The organism is Buttiauxella sp. AC142 (genome assembly GCF_979253435.1).
Map to the genome: position 1 here is coordinate 1,456,392 of NZ_CEEDCH010000001.1, position 17,266 is coordinate 1,473,657.

The following is a 17,266-nucleotide window of genomic DNA, read 5'->3' on the forward strand; positions in this document are numbered from 1 at the left end:
AAAATCTGGAGAACTTGCATGACTATGAGTACACCAATGCTGGTGACTTTCTTTATCTACATCTTCGGCATGATATTGATAGGGTTTATCGCCTGGCGTTCAACCAAAAACTTCGATGACTATATTCTGGGCGGTCGCAGCCTGGGAAGTCTGGTCACCGCATTATCAGCAGGCGCATCCGACATGAGCGGCTGGTTGCTGATGGGCTTGCCCGGCGCGATCTTCCTTTCCGGTATTTCGGAAAGCTGGATTGCCATCGGCCTGACCGTGGGCGCCTACATCAACTGGAAACTGGTTGCAGGCCGTCTGCGTGTTCACACTGAAGTGAACAACAATGCGTTGACGCTGCCGGATTATTTCACCGGACGTTTTGAAGATAAGAGTCGCATCCTGCGTATTATCTCGGCGTTGGTGATTTTGCTGTTCTTCACCATTTATTGTGCGTCTGGCATCGTGGCGGGGGCGCGTCTGTTCGAAAGCACCTTTGGCATGAGCTACGAAACCGCACTGTGGGCGGGTGCTGCAGCCACAATCATTTATACCTTCGTTGGCGGGTTCCTGGCGGTGAGCTGGACCGACACAGTACAAGCAAGCCTGATGATTTTCGCCCTGATCCTGACTCCAATCATGGTAGTGATTGCCGTCGGCGGGTTTGACGATTCCATGGCGGTTATCAAGCAAAAAAGCATCGAAAACGTTGATATGCTTAAGGGCCTGAACTTCGTGGCGATTATCTCGCTGATGGGCTGGGGTCTGGGCTACTTTGGTCAGCCGCATATTCTGGCGCGTTTCATGGCGGCAGACTCGCATCACACCATCGTTAAAGCGCGTCGCATCAGTATGACGTGGATGGTTTTGTGCCTGGCGGGCGCGTGTGCCGTGGGCTTCTTCGGTATCGCGTATTTCAACAACAACCCGGCGCTTGCGGGCGCGGTGAACCAGAATGGCGAGCGTGTGTTCATTGAACTGGCGCAGCTGCTGTTCAACCCATGGATTGCCGGTATCTTGCTGTCGGCCATTCTGGCGGCGGTAATGTCCACTCTGAGCTGCCAGTTACTGGTGTGTTCAAGTGCAATCACTGAGGACTTGTACAAAGCCTTCTTCCGCAAAGACGCCGGGCAGAAAGAGTTGGTGTGGGTAGGGCGTTTCATGGTGTTGGTGGTGGCGTTGATCGCCATCGCGCTGGCGGCAAACCCAGAAAACCGTGTGCTGGGCCTGGTGAGTTATGCCTGGGCAGGCTTTGGTGCCGCGTTTGGCCCGGTTGTGCTGTTCTCGGTAATGTGGTCACGCATGACGCGCAACGGCGCACTGGCGGGGATGATCATCGGGGCAGTGACGGTCATCGTCTGGAAACAGTTCGGTTGGTTGGGTCTGTACGAAATCATCCCTGGTTTCGTCTTCGGCAGCATCGGCATTGTGGTTGTTAGCCTGCTGGGTAAGGCGCCAAGTGCCACCATGCAAAAACGCTTTGAACAAGCGGATGAGATTTACCACACCGCGCCACCAACAAAGTTACAGCCTGAGTAAAATTCAGGGACTGCTCATTCTCTCAAAGGCCGCATTCAGCGGCCTTTTTTACAAGTGTACATAAATAACCAAATTATCTTCTTGTGTTTATTTTTGCCGTAATGATAATCACAATCGTTTTGGTTTACTTTTCTTTACGTCTTTTGACCTGAGTTCACAGTTGGGGTGTCAGGAATGTTTGTTCCGTTTCTCATAATGTTACGCGAAGGCCTGGAGGCCGCGCTGATTGTTAGCTTGATTGCAAGCTATCTCAAGCGTACACAACGCGGCCAGTGGATTGGTGTGATGTGGATTGGCGTTGTGGCGGCAGCCGCGCTCTGCCTGGGCCTGGGTATTTTCATTAATGAAACCACCGGTGAATTTCCGCAAAAAGAACAGGAGCTGTTCGAAGGCATCGTGGCGGTTATCGCTGTCTTCATTTTGACCTGGATGGTGTTCTGGATGCGCAAAGTGTCGCGCAATGTGAAAGGGCAGCTAGAACAGAAAGTTGACGAAGCACTGCACAGCAAAGGCAACCACGGCTGGGCGCTGATTTTAATGGTGTTCTTCGCCGTCGCCCGTGAAGGCCTCGAGTCTGTATTCTTCTTGCTGGCAGCGTTCCAGCAGGATGTCGGCATCATGCCGCCGCTTGGCGCAATGCTCGGTTTGGGCACCGCTATCGTGCTGGGTTTCTTGCTTTACTGGGGCGGTATTCGCCTGAATCTGGCCGTGTTCTTTAAATGGACGAGCCTGTTTATTTTGCTGGTTGCGGCAGGGCTTGCGGCGGGAGCGGTTCGTGCGTTCCACGAAGCGGGGCTCTGGAACCACTTCCAGGATATTGCATTTGATCTCAGTAATGTTCTTTCAACGCATTCCCTGACCGGAACGCTGCTCGAAGGTATTTTTGGTTACCAGGAGACGCCGACAGTTAGCGAAGTGGCGATGTACTTTATTTACCTGATTCCGGCGCTGGTGCTGTTCTGCATTCCTCCGCGCATGAACACTCAGGCGACAAATAACGTTCGTTAGTTACAACATACTAATTTTTGAAAGGGATTGGCCATGACTACACATTTTCGCCTTAAAGCCTTGCACGCAGCGCTGTTCGCGTTCGCTTCTTCTACTTTCGCGGTACAAGCCGCTGATGTTCCTCAGGTAAAAGTGACTGTCACCGATAAACAGTGCGAGCCGATGAACATTACGGTTAATGCCGGGAAAACCCAGTTCATCATTCAGAACAACAGCCAGAAAGCGCTGGAGTGGGAAATCCTGAAAGGTGTGATGGTGGTTGAAGAGCGCGAAAACATCGCCCCTGGTTTCTCGCAGAAAATGACCGCTAACCTGCAAGCGGGCGAATACGATATGACCTGCGGCTTGTTAAGCAACCCGAAAGGCAAACTTATTGTTAAAGCGGCAGGGGAGCAGACAGCACCGAAGAACGATCTGATGGCACTGGCAGGCCCGATCACCGAATACAAAGCGTATGTCACCGCACAAGTTGCCGAGCTAGTGAAAGGCACCAAAGCGTTTACTGACGCAGTAAAAGCGGGCGATGTCGAAAAAGCCAAATCCTTGTATGCGCCAACGCGCCAGTACTACGAGCGTATCGAACCGATTGCAGAACTGTTCTCAGATCTGGACGGCAGCATTGACGCCCGTGAAGATGATTACGAGCAGAAAGCCAATGATCCAAAATTCACCGGTTTCCACCGTCTTGAAAAAGCGCTGTTTGCGGATAACACCACCAAAGGCATGGAAAAATATGCCGAGCAGCTGAATACCGACGTGCTGGATTTACAGACGCGCATCTCTGAGCTCGCATTCCCGCCGAGTAAAGTGGTGGGTGGCGCGGCTGGCCTGATTGAAGAAGTTGCGGCGAGCAAAATCAGCGGTGAAGAAGACCGTTACAGTCACACCGACCTGTGGGACTTCCAGGCAAACGTCGATGGCGCACAGAAAATCGTTAGTCTTCTGCGTCCGTTGCTGACCAAAGATAACGCGCCGTTGCTGGCGAAAGTGGATGCCAACTTCAAGAAAGTGGACACCATTCTGGCAAAATATCGCACCAAAGATGGCTTCGAGACTTACGACAAACTGACTGATGCCGATCGTAATGCTCTGAAAGGGCCGGTAACCGCACTGGCGGAAGACCTGTCTCAACTGCGCGGCGTTCTGGGTCTGGACTAGGTTTCGGGATAACGTTTTATGGAAGATAAAAACAAAAACGGCGGGCATATTCCGGCTCGCCGTCGGTTGCTGAAAGGTTTGGGCGCGCTCGGTGGCGCCCTCGCCGTTGCGGGCGGTTGCCCGGTGGCGCACGCTGCAAAACAAGAAACATCGCCAGGCACTTTGCCGCCAGACGCTCGCATGGAAAAACAGCCGTTTTACGGTGTGCATCAGGCGGGCGTGTTAACACCTCAACAAGCGGCCATGATGCTGGTGGCGTTTGATGTGCTTGCCAGCGACAAGGCAGATCTCGAACGTCTGTTTAAATTACTGACGGCGCGGTTTGATTTCCTCACCACCGGAGGCCCGGCACCGGATACACCCAATCCGCGCATGCCACCGATGGACTCCGGGATTCTGGGGGCGGAAATTTACCCTGATAACCTGACGATTACGTTGGCCACAGGCACTTCATTGTTTGACGAGCGCTTCGGTTTGCAGGGGCAAAAGCCTGCAAAACTGCAAAAAATGGAACGCTTCGCAAACGACTCGCTGGATGCCAGCCTGTGCCACGGTGATTTGCTGCTCCAGATTTGTGCTAATACCGCCGACACAGTGATTCATGCGTTGCGTGACATTATCAAACACACGCCTGATTTGCTTAGCGTGCGCTGGAAGCGGGAAGGATTTATCTCTAACCACGCGGCACGTTCGCGCGGCAAAGAGACGCCTATCAACCTGTTGGGCTTTAAAGATGGTACGGCGAACCCAAACAGCGAAGATAAACCGCTGATGGATGAAGTGGTTTGGGTGACGGAAAATCAACAAGAACCCGCATGGACAGTGGGCGGCAGCTATCAGGCCGTGCGCATTATCCAGTTCCATGTTGAGTCCTGGGATCGGACGCCACTCAAAGAGCAACAGACTATTTTTGGCCGCGATAAACACTCTGGCGCGCCGCTTGGTATGAAGAATGAGCACGACGAGCCGGATTATGCAGCCGATCCTGACGGCAACGTGATTGCGCTGGATGCTCATATTCGCCTGGCAAACCCGCGCACCAAAGAGACGCAATCCAATCTGATGATGCGCCGGGGCTATAGCTATTCGCTGGGTGTTTCCAAATCCGGGCAACTGGATATGGGGCTGTTGTTTGTCTGCTTCCAGCATGATCTTGAGAAAGGTTTTCTGGCGGTGCAGCAACGGTTAAACGGCGAGGCGCTGGAGGAGTATGTGAAGCCCATTGGCGGCGGGTATTTCTTCGTGATGCCAGGCGCTCGGGATAAGCAGCACTATTTAGGGCAGGGGCTGATTGAGGCGTAGTTTATTGATGTCGAAACCACCCTCATCCTAACCTTCTCCCTGAGGGAGAAGGGATTGACCGGTTTCTCCCTCTCCTGGGGGAAAGGGCCGGGGTGAGAGCAATCCTTCCCCTGCTAATTTTTTATTTGCTAACAATTTGCCTGCCTATAATTCAATCAATTTTTATCTACCTATATCATTGAAATAAAAATGACATTTTTTTATGTCATAACTTTGAATAGAAGGTGACGAAACGCGAATGTTGAATTAAAGTAAAATAAGTGTTGCATTTAAGATAAAAATTGATGTACTTAAAGCACGAGCGGTAGTTCCCGGCTGTGAATTTAAATCACATTGGAGATCGCGAATGGTAGGGTCCAGTACCGGACGATTGAACAAACTTCTTACCCGCACTATCCAGCGCGGAGGTGTCTCCTCCGGCTTCGCTATCTTCACCGCTAAAAAACCTAATCCTTTAACAACTCAATGTATTAACGATGCGCTAAGCGGCGTAACTCGTCTAACTGGTGCATCCTCTCAACCGGCAGTTCCTGGCTTAAAAGGAAGCCAAACCTCATCCGTTAGTGAACATAATCGCGCCCAATGTCGTGACGCGGGAAATGAAACCAACTGTAAGGTGCCATCCATGGGAAGACAGAAAGCAGTGATCAAAGCTCGTCGTGAAGCAAAACGTGTGCTGAGACGGGATTCGCGTAGCCACAAGCAACGCGAAGAGGAATCGGTCACATCGCTTGTGCAGATGAGCGGCGTTGAATCTATCGGCATGGCCAGGGATTGCCGTGATAATTCACCAATAGCGGCGCGAAATGAGGCTCAACAGCACTATCTTAATGCCATCGAGCAAAAGCAGCTGATCTTTGCCACGGGCGAAGCCGGTTGCGGCAAGACATATATCAGTGCGGCGAAAGCCGCTGAGGCCCTGATACATAAGGATGTCGACAGGATAATTGTTACCCGCCCGGTCCTGCAAGCTGACGAAGATCTCGGCTTCTTACCCGGGGATATTTCGGAAAAATTCGCCCCTTATTTCCGCCCGGTGTATGACATCCTGGTGCGACGTTTAGGGTCGTCTTTCATGCAGTACTGCCTGCGTCCCGAAATCGGCAAAGTAGAGATTGCGCCGTTCGCCTATATGCGCGGACGTACCTTCGAAAATGCGGTGGTTATTCTTGATGAGGCGCAGAACGTCACCGCAGCGCAAATGAAAATGTTTTTAACGCGCCTTGGGGAAAACGTGACGGTGATCGTCAATGGCGATATCACGCAATGTGATTTGCCACGGGGTGTTCAGTCCGGTCTGAGCGACGCTCTGCAACGTTTTGAAGAAGATGAAATGGTTGGTGTGATTCGTTTTGGCAAGCAAGATTGTGTACGCTCAGCCCTTTGCCAGCGCACGTTGAATGCCTACGACTGATTTCTGGTGTCATTGAATTGTAAAGCCCAAACCCTGTTTGGGCTTTTTTCTTTGCGCGAATTATTTACCCAAAATGTGAAGGGTATCAAAACGGATGGTCAAGGAGAGACAATTTCAAGTCCTGCGTTATTATTCCCCGCCAGATTGTTGCCGTATACTTCTTTCAACCAGAAACAATCAGAACTTTCCAATCAGTCCCTTTTGCAGGCGTGGGTTGTGCTGATATCCGACATGCAGGCTGTTGCAACGTGAGGAATTTATTATGACGACTAAAAGACGTATCTACCTATTTTGTTCTGCCGGAATGTCCACCTCATTACTGGTATCAAAAATGAAGGCGCAGGCAGAGAAGTATGAAGTACCGGTGATTATCGAAGCCTGGCCTGAAACGCTGGCTGCTGAAAAGGGCAAAGATGCGGATCTGGTATTACTTGGACCGCAAATCGCTTACATGCTGCCAGAAATTCAAAAAGTATTACCCGGCAAGCCGGTAGAAGTTATTGATTCGGCAATGTACGGCAAAATTGATGGGTTAGGCGTGCTGAAAGCAGCCGTCGCATCGATCAAGAAAGCAGCAAGCAACTAACTTTTTATTTTGTTTTATTTTTCCGTCAAAGAACGACCTTACACAACCTGGCCGCAAGACTCTTGCGGCAATAAAGGAAATTACAAATGAGTAAAGTCATTGATTCACTTGAAAAGATATTGCTTCCTTTCGCAGTGAAAATTGGGAAGCAACCGCACGTCAACGCAATTAAAAATGGTTTCATCAAATTAATGCCATTGACACTTGCCGGTGCCATGTTCGTATTAATTAATAACGTGTTTCTGAGTTTTGGCGCAGGTTCATTTTTCTATTCTTTAGGTATTCGTTTAGACCCCTCGACCATTGAAACCCTTAATGGGTTAAAAGCCATTGGCGGCAACGTATATAACGGTACGTTAGGTATTATGTCGCTAATGGCTCCTTTTTTCATTGGTATGGCACTTGCTGAAGAACGTAAAGTTGACCCACTGGCAGCCGGTTTATTATCCGTAGCGGCATTTATGACTGTTACCCCATATAGTGTTGGCGAAGCTTACGCTGTCGGCGCTAACTGGTTAGGTGGTCAGAATATTATTTCCGGTATTGTTATTGGTCTGGTCGTCGCGGAATTATTTACTTTTGTTATCCGCCGCAATTGGGTTATTACTTTGCCAGATAGCGTACCGACTTCGGTTTCGCGTTCCTTCTCTGCATTAATTCCAGGTTTTATTATCCTGTCTATTTTTGGGATTATTTCCTGGCTGCTGGCAAACCACGGTAGCAACTTCCACCAGATCATTATGGACTCCATCTCTACGCCGCTGGCGTCGATGGGTGCGGTAGTGGGTTGGGCGTACGTTATCTTCAACTCCCTGCTGTGGTTCTTCGGTGTGCATGGTTCGCTGGCGCTGACCGCGCTGGACAACGGCATCATGACTCCGTGGGCGCTGGAAAACATTGCAATCTACAACCAGTACGGCTCTGTACAAGCGGCACTTGACGCGGGTAAACAGTTCCACTTCTGGGCGAAACCAATGCTCGACTCCTACATCCTGTTGGGTGGTTCTGGTGCGACGCTTGGCTTGATTATCGCAATCTTCATGGTTTCACGTCGTGCAGATCACCGTCAGGTGGCGAAACTGGCACTGCCTTCAGGCATCTTCCAGATTAACGAACCTATCCTGTTCGGTCTGCCAATCATCATGAACCCGGTTATGTTTATCCCGTTCGTACTGGTTCAGCCGATTCTGGCAGCCATCACGCTTGCGGCTTACTCTCTGGGGATTATTCCTCCGGTCACAAACCTGGCTCCGTGGACTATGCCGACCGGCCTGGGCGCCTTCTTTAACAGTAACGGCAGTATCGCAGCTCTGTTAGTTGCGCTGTTCAACCTGGGTGTCGCGACATGTGTCTACATCCCGTTCGTTATCCTGTCTAACAAAGCGCAGGCTGTCATCGAAGAAGAAGAAAGCGAAGAAGATATTGCTAACGCACTGAAATTCTGATCTTAATTTTTGGTTGGGGATGACCCCCTGTCCCCAACCACTTTAAATTTACCGGGAGAGAATTTGATGTTTGATTTAGAAAACGTAGTCGATAACGAAGTCGATACTAACGATCTTGAAGAAGTGGTTATGGGTTTAATCATCAACTCAGGTCAGGCTCGCAGCCTTGCATACGGCGCACTGAAAATCGCTAAAACTGGCGATTTTGAAAAAGCCTGGGAGTTGATGGCCCAGTCGCGCGAAGCACTGAATGAAGCACACCTTGTGCAAACCAAACTGATTGAAGGTGACCAGGGCGAAGGCAAAACCAAAGTCAGCTTGGTGCTGGTCCATGCGCAAGACCATCTGATGACTTCTATGCTGGCGCGCGAGCTGGTGACAGAACTTATTGAGCTTCACGAAAAAATAAAATAAGTTGGAGTCCCTATGCAGCCACCGGTAATCAGTATGGAAATCAATACCGCTCGCGAGAGTCAACTTTTTGATGGTCAACATTTCCACATGTTCATCCACAACAAAGTCGAAAGTGTCTCCGGGCTGCACCAGCATGATTATTACGAATTCACGGTGGTGCTGACAGGACGTTATTACCAGGAAATCAACGGTAAACGTGTGCTGCTGGAAAGAGGGAGTTTTGTTTTCATCCCGCTCGGTTCTTACCATCAAAGTTTTTATGATTTTGGTGCGACCAGAATCCTGAATGTCGGTATCAGCAAGGCTTTCTTTGAACAGCATTATTTACCGTTATTTCCCGCTTGTTTTATTGCTTCACAGGTTTATCAGATTAAGAATGAATTTCTGACATATATCGAATCTGTGACAGCCTCATTAAATTTCCGCCAGGGCGAATTTAGTGAATTTCTTGAAATGGTGACGTTTTATATTGTGAATCGTCTGCGCCATCATAAAGAATCAGAGTCAGGCGGAGATATTCCGGTCTGGCTAAAAAACACCGTTGAGCAGATGCATGGCAAGTCGATGTTTGGTGATAAAGCCTTAGTGAATATGGTGGAGCTATCCGGTAAGTCGCAAGAGTATTTAACGCGCGCCACGCAACGCCATTACAGCAAAACACCGATGCAAATTATCAATGAGATAAGAATTGATTTTGCCAAGAAACAACTGGAGATCACGAACTATTCTGTTACCGATATTGCTTTCGAGTCTGGTTACAGCAGTGCCAGTATGTTTATTAAAAACTTTAAGAAGTTAACTTCTTTTACGCCGCAGCATTATCGGAAGCAGTTATACAGCATTAAGTGAGTTATTAAATATTCTGTAAATGTATTAGTGAGGGTTAAATATAATCCTCAATAATACATCTATATCGCTGTCTTAATTTACAGTGCAATAAACTTGTACCGGAGTCCTCATGAGTAAAAAATTGAAAGTCGTCACAATCGGTGGTGGTAGCAGCTATACACCTGAATTACTCGAAGGTTTTATTAAACGTTACGAAGAGTTGCCGATCACTGAATTATGGCTGGTTGATGTTGAAGCTGGAAAAGAGAAGCAAGATATTATCTTTGATCTTTGCTTACGCATGATTGAACGCGCGGCTGTGCCGATTGCGCTGTATAAAACCCTCGATCGTCGCGAAGCACTGGTTGATGCCGATTTCGTTACCACGCAATTGCGTGTCGGGCAGTTGAAAGCTCGTGAACTCGATGAACGTATCCCGTTAAGCTACGGCTATTTGGGCCAGGAAACTAACGGTGCTGGCGGCTTATTCAAAGGCCTGCGTACTATTCCGGTAATTTTCGACATCATTAATGATGTGAAAGAAATCTGCCCAGACGCGTGGGTCATCAACTTCACCAACCCGGCCGGTATGGTCACCGAGGCGGTTTATCGCCACACAGATTTTAAGAAGTTCATTGGCGTTTGTAACATCCCTGTGGGCATGAAAATGTTCATTAAAGATGTGCTGAAACTAGCCCCGACTGATGAACTGAATATTGACCTGTTCGGCCTGAACCACATGGTGTTCATCAAAGATGTCATCGTTAACGGAACCTCTCGTTTCGACGAGCTACTTGATGGCGTTGCATCCGGCACGCTGACTGCGGGTTCGGTCAAAAACATCTTTGACTTGCCGTTCAGTGAAGGCTTGATCCGTTCCCTGCGTTTGCTGCCGTGCTCTTATTTGCTCTACTACTTCAAGCAAAAAGAGATGCTGGCTATCGAAATGGGCGAGTTCTATAAAGGTGGCGCGCGTGCCACGGTTGTTCAGAAAGTTGAGAAACAATTGTTCGAGCTTTACAAAGATCCGGCTTTGAACGTGAAACCAAAAGAGCTGGAACTGCGTGGCGGTGCTTACTACTCTGACGCAGCTTGCGAAGTCATCAGCGATATCTACAACGACAAGCAAAGCGAGCATTACGTTAACGTGCCGCATCATGGTCATGTAGATAATATTCCGGCAGACTGGGCGGTTGAAATGACCTGTACAATCGGTCGCGATGGTGCAACGCCAACTCCGCGCATTACCCATTTTGACGAAAAAGTGCTGGGCCTGATTTACACCATCAAAGGCTTTGAAGTTGCGGCAAGTGAAGCGGCTCTGAGCGGTAACTTTAACGATGTTCTGCTGGCGCTCAACTTAAGCCCGCTGATTCATTCTGATAAAGACGCAGAAAAAATTGCCCGTGACTTGCTGCTGGCACACGAAGCGAATCTGCCAAACTTCGCACAGGCGATTGCTGCACTTAAATAACCGGAAGCCTTCCCTGCAAAGGGAAGGCACCTCGCGAGGCGACAATGGACAAGCTATTAATTGTTAACGCGGATGATTTTGGGCTATGTAAGGCACAGAATTACGGGATTATTGACGCATTTACCCACGGGGTTGTGACTTCGACCACCGCTATGGTTAACGCCTCAGGTATTGAACATGCGGTGGCGCTGAGTGCGAAACATCCAGGTTTGGCGATTGGCATGCACTTTGTGTTGACGCTGGGCCGGCCTTTATCTGCTATGCCAGGCCTGGTGGATGATAAGGGTGAACTGGGCAAATGGATTTGGCAGCGCGCCGAAGAAGGCTCCCTGGTGCTGGCAGAAATTGAGCATGAGCTGGAATGCCAGTTTGCGAGATTTATCGAGTTGTTTGGCCGTATGCCAACCCATCTCGACAGCCATCACCACGTGCATATGATCCCGCAGATTTACCCTATCGTTGAAGCGTTTGCCAGAGAGAAGGGCGTGGCAATTCGTTTCGACTACGATGCCGCGTTACCAACTGAGCTTGAATGTGTGGGTGTGAAGACAGCCGAAGGTTTCGATAGCGGCTTTTATGGCGATGCCATTTCCGAAACGCTTTTCCTCGAAACCCTGGAAAGGTCAACAGCGCGCGGCGAGCAGTCACTCGAGATTATGTGTCACCCTTCATTTATTGATAACACGATACTCGCCAGCAAGTACTGTTACCCGCGTCTGGCGGAACTGGATGTGCTGACCTCGCCTTCGCTTAAATACGCGATTGCAGAGCGTGGATATCGCCTGGGAACGTTCAAAGATTTGTAATATTTGCATGGTGGATGACGCCTGCGGCTTATCCACCACGCAACATTCCCTGAAACGGGTAGGTCGGATAAGCGCAGCGTCATCCGACACTTATCACAGACTCACGCAGATTTCGTGAGCATCGCAATAAGGCTATCGACAACGTCCGGAGCCTGCTCGTAAAGATTGAGATTTTCTGGCTGCATCAGCCAGTTTTTGACTATCCCACTCAGGTAACCGTGAATAATGGTTATCGCCAATTCGACATTGGTGTTAACAGGAATTTGCCCTTTTGAAATACAATTGCGCAATAATTTTCTCATTCTTTCCCGATTAAACCAGTAACGCTCTCTTATTTCCCTCTCAGAATACATTTCCCCATTGAATTCGCACGTATGGTAAAGAATTTGTAGAAGTTCATGTTGGCGGCGATCTGTCGAAATGAATTTTAATGTCTCGATTATGATTTCACGTAATAGTTTTAAATCATTATCTGGGTTCTGGATTTTGAGTTTTCGCCTTATTTCCAATGCGATACACGACTGAATATTCCAGATTTCATTAAACAGTGAAACCTTGCTGTCAAAGTGCCAATAAATCGCGCCGCGGGTCATCCCCGCTGCATCAGCGATGTCTGCAAGGGTCGTTGTGGAGACGCCATTTTTAGCAAATAGTGTGATTGCGACATCAAGAAGATGCTGACGCGTTTTTAACGCATCGGCTTTTGTTTTTCGGGCCATAGGTAATTAACTCTTTATGGATATTAGTTACAAGAATTAACAGGTTTAAATATTATTTTTCTATTCTTGGTTCGATTGATAAAACTAAGAATTATTGTGTTCTTTAAAGTTTTTGATGTCCAGCCCTGGAATATAACTTTATACATACACGCATGAATCATTAATCCATAAAGCCTCTGTTAAGCTCGCCTGTTATATATCCGAAAACAGAGTTCGAGCTCTAACAGGGAAATCTTCACATGGCGAAGTTTTTTATCGAGCGCCCCATATTTGCCTGGGTGCTGGCCATCATTTTGATGTTGGCGGGGGTTCTGTCCATCATCAATTTGCCAGTGGCGCAGTACCCAACAATAGCCCCGCCAGCGGTAGCTATTAACGCAACTTATCCCGGTGCGGATGCCAGTACCGTCCAGGATACGGTGACGCAGGTTATCGAGCAAAATATGAATGGCCTCGATAACTTGATGTACATGTCCTCTACAAGCGATGCCTCAGGTAGTGTGACGGTCACGCTGACCTTTAAATCCGGCACCGATCCGGATATCGCTCAGGTTCAGGTGCAAAATAAACTTCAACTCGCGATGCCTTTATTGCCTCAGGAAGTTCAGCAGCAGGGGATCAGTGTTAAGAAATCCTCCAGCAGTTTCCTGATGGTTGCCGGGTTTATCTCGCAAGATGGCAGCATGAGTCAGGAGGATATTGCCGACTATATTTCCTCGAATATCAAAGATCCTATCAGCCGGACGGCTGGCGTAGGTGATGTGCAGCTTTTTGGTGCGCAGTATTCAATGCGTATCTGGCTTGATCCTCACCAACTGAACAAATATCAGCTCACAACGCTTGATGTCATTAACCAGATTAAAACTCAAAACGCGCAGGTTGCCGCCGGGCAACTTGGCGGTACTCCGGCCATACCAGGCCAGCAACTCAACGCATCTATTATTGCGCAGACGCGCTTGCGTGACCCCGAGCAATTTGGTCACATCCAGCTAAAAGTGAAACCAGACGGTGCGAAAGTCGAATTACGCGATGTCGGGCGAATCGAGTTGGGCGGTGAAAACTACAACGTTATTGCGCGCTACAACGGCAAACCCGCTGCTGGCCTGGGGATTAAATTAGCCACCGGTGCGAATGCGCTGGATACCGCCAAAGCGGTGCAGGCGCAGATGGCCAAACTCGAACCCTATTTCCCACACGAATTGACCGTGGTTTATACCTACGACACCACGCCGTTTGTCAAAATCTCTATTCGCGAAGTCTTCAAAACATTGCTTGAGGCCATCGTGCTGGTTTTCCTGGTGATGTATCTGTTTTTACAGAACTTCCGCGCTACGTTAATTCCAACGATTGCCGTACCGGTAGTGTTACTGGGCACTTTCTCGATCCTCGCCGCCTTCGGCTATTCCATCAACACGCTCACGATGTTCGGCATGGTGCTGGCGATAGGCTTGCTGGTGGACGATGCCATTGTGGTGGTGGAAAACGTTGAGCGCGTGATGGTGGAGGAGGGGCTGCCGCCGAAAGAAGCCACGCAAAAATCAATGGGGCAAATTCAGGGGGCATTAGTCGGAATTGCGATGGTGCTGTCGGCGGTGTTTATTCCGATGGCATTTTTTGGCGGTTCTACTGGCGTAATCTACCGCCAGTTCTCAATAACTATCGTTTCTGCGATGGCGCTGTCGGTGCTGGTTGCACTGATTCTGACGCCTGCACTTTGCGCGACCTTGCTCAAACCGGTGGCTAAAGGTAGCCACGGGAAAACTACCGGGCTGTTCGGCTGGTTTAACGCACGTTTCGAGCAAAGCACTCAGCATTACACTGACAGCGTGAAGCAAATTCTGCGTCGCACTGGCCGTTATATGGTGCTTTACGTGCTGATTGTGGGCGGAATGGTAGCCCTGTTCCTTCATTTACCCACCTCATTTTTACCGGAAGAAGATCAGGGCGTGTTCCTGACGATGGTCACGCTGCCTGCGGGAGCGACTCAGGCCAGAACTGAAAAAATCATGGACCAGATTACCGATTACTATCTGACCCATGAGTCGGCAAACGTCGAGTCCGTGTTTACCGTTAACGGCTTTAGCTTTAGTGGAAAGGGTCAGAATAACGGCCTGGCGTTTGTGCGACTGAAAGACTGGGACAAGCGTCCGGGGAAAGAAAATGAAGTGACCGCGATTGTAGGGCGTGCCACCCGCGCGTTTAGCAAAATTCATGATGGCATGGTCTTCGCGTTCAACCTGCCTGCCATTACCGAGCTGGGCACGGCAACGGGCTTTGATTTTGAGTTAATCGACCAGGCGAGCCTTGGGCACAATGCCCTGACAAAGGCGAGAAATCAGTTACTGGGGATGATTTCAAAACGCCCGGATATGCTGGTGCGGGTGCGTCCGAACGGTCTCGAAGACACACCGCAATTCAAGCTGGAAGTTGATCAGGAAAAAGCTCAGTCACTGGGCGTGAGCATTTCTGATATTAACCAGACTATTGCTACCGGCCTGGGTAGCACCTACGTCAACGACTTCATTGACCACGGACGAGTGAAAAAAGTCTATCTGCAGGGCCGGGCGTCCAGCCGCATGTTGCCGCAGGATATTAACAGTTGGTATGTGCGCGGGAGTAGCGGGCAAATGGTGCCGTTTTCATCCTTTGCCAGTGCTCGTTGGATTTACGGTTCCCCTCGTCTGGAGCGTTACAACGGCCTGCCGTCCATGGAAATCCTCGGTGAAGCGACGCCGGGTAAAAGTACTGGTGAAGCCATGTTGTTGATGGAGGATCTGGCGACGAAATTGCCGAGCGGAATTGGCTTCGACTGGACAGGCATGTCTTATCAGGAGCGCTTATCCGGCAACCAGGCTCCAGCCCTTTACGCCATCTCTTTGCTGGTCGTTTTCTTATGTCTGGCGGCCCTTTATGAAAGCTGGTCCATTCCTTTCTCGGTCATGCTGGTGGTGCCGCTTGGCGTCATCGGAGCGCTGCTTGCCGCCACATTGCGCGGATTAAATAACGACGTTTATTTCCAGGTTGGACTCCTGACCACCATTGGCCTGTCGGCCAAAAACGCCATTTTGATTGTCGAGTTCGCCAAAGACCTGATGGACAAAGAAGGCAAAGGGTTAATTGAGGCAACGCTCGACGCGGTGCGCATGCGTTTGCGCCCAATTCTGATGACTTCCCTGGCCTTCATTCTTGGCGTAATGCCGTTAGTCATCAGCAGCGGAGCGGGGAGTGGCGCGCAAAATGCCGTGGGTACGGGCGTGATGGGCGGGATGGTTTCCGCCACGCTACTGGCGGTTTTTTTTGTTCCGGTGTTCTTTGTGGTCATCAGCCGCCGTTTTGGAAAGTCGAAATAACAGGAATTCGCCGCCGGTGGAATGCGTCTGACGGCGACAAATCTTTACTTTAAGAATCAAGCTTTAAGGAATAGTAATGAAGAAATATGGTGAGTTCATCCTGCTGCCTTCCGTGCTGTTGTTAGCGGCGGGTGTATTAACGGGTTGTAATGATAAAGGCGACGAAAAGGCAGCAATGCCTGCGCCTCAGGTCAATGTGTATACCGTTACAGCCGCGCCTTTAGCGGTGACGACTGAACTTCCAGGACGCACCGATGCCTTCCGTGTGGCAGAAGTTCGCCCACAGGTCAGCGGTATTATTCTGAAGCGCAATTTTGTTGAAGGCAGCGATATTCAAGCGGGAAGTTCGCTCTATCAAATTGACCCGGCACCTTATCAGGCCGCATGGAACAATGCGCAAGGCACACTTGCTAAAGCAAAAGCGGCTGCAAATATCGCGCATTTAACGGTGAAACGTTACGTACCGCTGCTCGGGACAAATTACATCAGCAAACAAGAATACGACCAGGCCGTTGCGAATGCCCAGCAGGCTGATGCAGAAGTCACCGCGGCAAAAGCTGAAGTGGAAAATGCGCGAATTAATTTGGCCTACACCAAAGTCAGCTCGCCAATCGACGGGCGTATCGGGAAATCGAATGTCACCGAAGGGGCGTTAGTGACTAACGGCCAGACTTCATCAATGGCAACGGTGCAACAGCTCGACCCGATTTACGTCGATGTCACCCAATCCAGCAATGATTTTATGCAACTCAAACAGTCGGTTGAGCAGGGAAGTCTGAAAAAGGCGAATGGCAAAACCGCAGTGCAACTGATGATGGAAGATGGCAAGCCTTACGCATTAAACGGTGAGCTGGAGTTCTCTGATGTGACGGTCGATCAGACAACCGGTTCTATCACTTTGCGTGCCGTGTTCCCCAACCCGCAGCACCAGTTGCTGCCGGGGATGTATGTGCGCGCGAAAATTGACGAAGGCATTCAACCTGAAGCGATTTTAGTGCCGCAGCAAGGTGTGACGCGTAATCCACGTGGAGATGCAACGGTGATGGTGGTTGACCAAAACAACAAAGCCGAAGTCCGTGAAGTGACTGCACCGCAGGCGATTGGCGATAAATGGCTGGTGACTAAAGGCGTTAAACCGGGTGACAAAGTGATTGTCAGCGGGCTTCAACGCGTTCGTCCTGGGGTTGCTGTACAGATAGTGCCGGATAGCGCTGCCGCTCAAACCCGCTAAGGTA

14 protein-coding genes are annotated in these 17,266 nt (G+C 49.7%); 13 read left to right on the forward strand and 1 reads right to left on the reverse strand.

The features are described 5' to 3' along the window. Positions 1-18 precede the first annotated feature (18 nt). From putP to chbG, 11 genes are all read left to right on the forward strand, one after another. The gene (gene putP / locus AC0IWZ_RS06590; RefSeq protein WP_034494400.1) at positions 19-1,527 is read left to right on the forward strand and encodes a sodium/proline symporter PutP; all 1,509 of its coding nucleotides are present in this window, start codon (positions 19-21) and stop codon (positions 1,525-1,527) included. A gap of 174 nt (positions 1,528-1,701) precedes the next feature. Next, positions 1,702-2,535 (forward strand): iron uptake transporter permease EfeU, encoded by an 834-nt coding sequence (gene efeU, locus AC0IWZ_RS06595; RefSeq protein ID WP_034494401.1) that lies wholly within the window; start codon positions 1,702-1,704, stop codon positions 2,533-2,535. Positions 2,536-2,568: 33 nt separating this feature from the next. Next, on the forward strand, positions 2,569-3,693 hold the full coding sequence (gene efeO / locus AC0IWZ_RS06600; protein WP_410372782.1) for an iron uptake system protein EfeO: 1,125 nt from the start codon (positions 2,569-2,571) through the stop codon (positions 3,691-3,693). An 18-nt stretch (positions 3,694-3,711) separates the two neighbouring features. After that, positions 3,712-4,995, forward strand: a complete 1,284-nt coding sequence (gene efeB, locus AC0IWZ_RS06605; protein WP_471677802.1) for an iron uptake transporter deferrochelatase/peroxidase subunit — start codon at positions 3,712-3,714, stop codon at positions 4,993-4,995. A 625-nt stretch (positions 4,996-5,620) separates the two neighbouring features. Further along, positions 5,621-6,409 (forward strand): phosphate starvation-inducible protein PhoH, encoded by a 789-nt coding sequence (gene phoH / locus AC0IWZ_RS06610; RefSeq protein WP_471677801.1) that lies wholly within the window; start codon positions 5,621-5,623, stop codon positions 6,407-6,409. Between the two features lie 262 nt (positions 6,410-6,671). Next, positions 6,672-6,995: a PTS sugar transporter subunit IIB gene (locus AC0IWZ_RS06615; RefSeq protein ID WP_471677799.1), complete on the forward strand. Its 324-nt coding sequence runs from the start codon at positions 6,672-6,674 to the stop codon at positions 6,993-6,995. Between the two features lie 86 nt (positions 6,996-7,081). Next, a complete protein-coding gene (gene chbC / locus AC0IWZ_RS06620) occupies positions 7,082-8,440 on the forward strand; it encodes a PTS N,N'-diacetylchitobiose transporter subunit IIC (RefSeq protein ID WP_034456264.1) in 1,359 nt (452 codons plus the stop codon). Positions 8,441-8,506: 66 nt separating this feature from the next. Continuing rightward, on the forward strand, positions 8,507-8,854 hold the full coding sequence (gene chbA / locus AC0IWZ_RS06625; RefSeq protein ID WP_034494408.1) for a PTS N,N'-diacetylchitobiose transporter subunit IIA: 348 nt from the start codon (positions 8,507-8,509) through the stop codon (positions 8,852-8,854). A gap of 12 nt (positions 8,855-8,866) precedes the next feature. Continuing rightward, complete coding sequence (chbR, locus tag AC0IWZ_RS06630) at positions 8,867-9,703, forward strand: transcriptional regulator ChbR (RefSeq protein ID WP_034494409.1); 837 nt, start codon at positions 8,867-8,869, stop codon at positions 9,701-9,703. Positions 9,704-9,812: 109 nt separating this feature from the next. Beyond that, complete coding sequence (locus AC0IWZ_RS06635; RefSeq protein WP_034494411.1) at positions 9,813-11,156, forward strand: 6-phospho-beta-glucosidase; 1,344 nt, start codon at positions 9,813-9,815, stop codon at positions 11,154-11,156. Between the two features lie 44 nt (positions 11,157-11,200). Next, entirely contained in the window at positions 11,201-11,962 is a 762-nt protein-coding gene (gene chbG, locus AC0IWZ_RS06640) for a chitin disaccharide deacetylase (RefSeq protein WP_471677797.1), read from the forward strand. 101 nt (positions 11,963-12,063) lie between these two features. Here the strand turns inward: chbG and AC0IWZ_RS06645 are convergent, their stop codons facing one another. Continuing rightward, complete coding sequence (locus tag AC0IWZ_RS06645; RefSeq protein ID WP_471677795.1) at positions 12,064-12,681, reverse strand: TetR family transcriptional regulator; 618 nt, start codon at positions 12,679-12,681, stop codon at positions 12,064-12,066. Between the two features lie 239 nt (positions 12,682-12,920). Here AC0IWZ_RS06645 and AC0IWZ_RS06650 point away from each other — a divergent pair, with 239 nt between their 5' ends. Both AC0IWZ_RS06650 and AC0IWZ_RS06655 read left to right on the forward strand, forming a co-directional pair. Further along, positions 12,921-16,031 carry an efflux RND transporter permease subunit gene (locus tag AC0IWZ_RS06650; protein ID WP_471677794.1) on the forward strand — a complete coding sequence of 1,037 codons (3,111 nt, stop codon included), beginning with the start codon at positions 12,921-12,923 and terminating at the stop codon, positions 16,029-16,031. Between the two features lie 76 nt (positions 16,032-16,107). Beyond that, complete coding sequence (locus AC0IWZ_RS06655; RefSeq protein WP_471677792.1) at positions 16,108-17,262, forward strand: efflux RND transporter periplasmic adaptor subunit; 1,155 nt, start codon at positions 16,108-16,110, stop codon at positions 17,260-17,262. The last annotated feature ends 4 nt before the right edge of the window (positions 17,263-17,266 follow it).